Here is a 2,354-nt window from a genome sequence, read left to right as displayed (position 1 = left end):
TTATAATCAATTAACAAGAATTCCAGAATCAATCAGCCAACTCTCCAATTTAACTCAGCTTGATTTAACTGGTAATACCCTAGAAACTCCGCCAATAGAGATTGCTGTACAAGGAATAGAAGGAGTTAGAAAGTATTTCCACCAAACACGAAAAGAAGGAATAGATTATCTCTATGAAGCAAAATTACTAATTGTTGGAGAAGGTGGAGCAGGTAAAACAACTCTAGCTAATAAAATTCAAAATCCAGACTATCAACTACGAGATGAAAAGACGACTGAAGGAATTGAAGTTTATAAGTGGAACTTTCAGACAAAAAAACAACATAACTTTCAGATGAATATTTGGGATTTTGGCGGACAAGAAATTTATCACGCTACTCACCAATTTTTCTTGACCAAACGCTCGTTATATATCCTTGTTGCAGATACCCGCAAAGAAGATACAGACTTTTATTATTGGCTGAATGTCGTAGAATTATTGAGCAATAATAGCCCTTTATTAATTATCAAAAATGAGAAACAGGAACGGAAACGAGAAATTAATCAACGGGCATTGCAAGGGCAATTTACTAATATCAAAGAAATTTTAGCTACCAATCTTGCCACTAATCGAGGTTTAGAAAAAATTAGAACAGAAATCCAACATCACATTAGTGAATTACCCCACATTGGTAATGGTCTACCTAAGACTTGGAAAAAAGTGCGCGAAGCATTAGAAACAGATGGTCGTAACTATATTAGTCTGACAGAATATTTATCTATTTGTGAACAAAATAGGTTTAAGAAGTATGAGGATAAATTACAGTTAAGTGGCTATTTACACGATTTAGGAGTTTGTCTACATTTTCAAGATGACCCCTTGTTAAATAAAACAGTTATTCTCAAACCAGAATGGGGAACAGCAGCAGTTTATAAAGTCTTAGATAATCCACAAGTTTACGATAACTTTGGCAAATTTACTAAGGATGATTTAACCAAAATTTGGCATGAAGAAAAATATGTCAATATGCACGACGAGCTATTGCAATTAATGATTAAATTTAAACTCTGCTATAAAATTCCTGGTACTTCTCAGACCTATATTGCGCCTCAACTTCTAACGGAAGCTCAACCAGAATATGACTGGGATGAAAATAATAATTTGATTTTACGTTACACTTATGAATTTATGCCCAAGGGAATTATTACTCAGTTTATTGTGGTGATGCACGAGTATATTGAAGAACAGAAATATGTCTGGAAAAGCGGAGTTATTCTCAAGAAAAATGGAGCAAAAGCAGAGGTAATTGAATATTACGGTAAGAGAGAAATAAAAATTAGGATTTCTGGGCAACAAAAACGGGATTTAATAACTATTGTGACTCACGAATTGGATAAAATTCATAGTTCCTACAATAATCGACTCAAGTATAATAAATTAATCCCTTGTAATTGTCAGACTTGTAATAATAATCAGAATCCGCATTTCTACAAATTTGACAAATTAAACGAATGGATGAGCAATGGCAGACTAAAAACTAACTGCGATAATTATCCCTATGATGAAGTTGATATAAGGAGTTTAATTGATGATGTGATAGACAGTCATAAGTATATGATATTTTTACAACCTAACCATTATCCAAATGACATCTATGTAATTAATAGTAGAGATTTTGTAATAGACACTAATAATAATATTATCGGGAATAAAACCATGAATCGAAAAATTGTCAACGACCAAAGTCGGAAAATCCAAAACCAAGACGGAAATGTTATGGGTAATGTATTTGGTGATGAGAGTAATATTCAAGGTAAAGTAACAGCAAATTCTCCCGAAGCAGAAATACAAAAACCTAAGAAATTTGGATTGCTAGATTTTTTAGCCTGGATGCAGAATGGGCAAATTATTTACTACTTCGTTACTGCTATTATTGGTATTATTTTGCTGATTATTTATCCTAAGTTATATCCATCTGGATTTCCTAATTGGGTAGAGAAAATTCAAGAGATATTCCCAGCTCCGCAAGTAGAAAAAGAATCCGATCAAAAATGATGAATAGTCAAAAATTTCGACTATTACTTCTGGAACCAGAGTTGATACTTTTTCTGAAGCACCCCGCCAGAACAGATGAATCGTGAAATTTTCTGAGTATTACTTCTGGAGGCAGAGTTAATACTTTTTCTGAAGCACCCCGCCAGAACAGATGAATCGTGAAATTTTCTGAGTATTACTTCTGGAGGCAGAGTTAATACTTTTTCTGAAGCACCCCGCCAGAACAGATGAATCGTGAAATTTTCTGAGTATTACTTCTGGAGGCAGAGTTAATACTTTTTCTGAAGCACCCCGCCAGAACAGATGAATCGTGAAATTT

At 33.8% G+C, this 2,354-nt stretch carries 2 protein-coding genes; one reads left to right on the top strand and one right to left on the bottom strand.

Annotated features, from left to right (window positions below):
- Positions 1–2,035: COR domain-containing protein (locus ACP6PM_RS06010; protein ID WP_426582763.1), on the top strand; the 2,035-nt coding region annotated here is incomplete at its 5' end.
- A 117-nt stretch (positions 2,036–2,152) separates the two neighbouring features.
- On the opposite strand, the gene ACP6PM_RS06005 is transcribed toward ACP6PM_RS06010, so the two are convergent.
- A partial coding sequence (locus ACP6PM_RS06005; RefSeq protein ID WP_426582761.1) for a hypothetical protein occupies positions 2,153–2,354 on the bottom strand: 202 nt, incomplete at its 5' end.

Source organism: Dapis brunnea BLCC-M229, from assembly GCF_050015995.1.
GTDB lineage: Bacteria > Cyanobacteriota > Cyanobacteriia > Cyanobacteriales > Microcoleaceae > Trichodesmium.
This window is presented reverse-complemented; position numbering and strand designations above follow the sequence as displayed.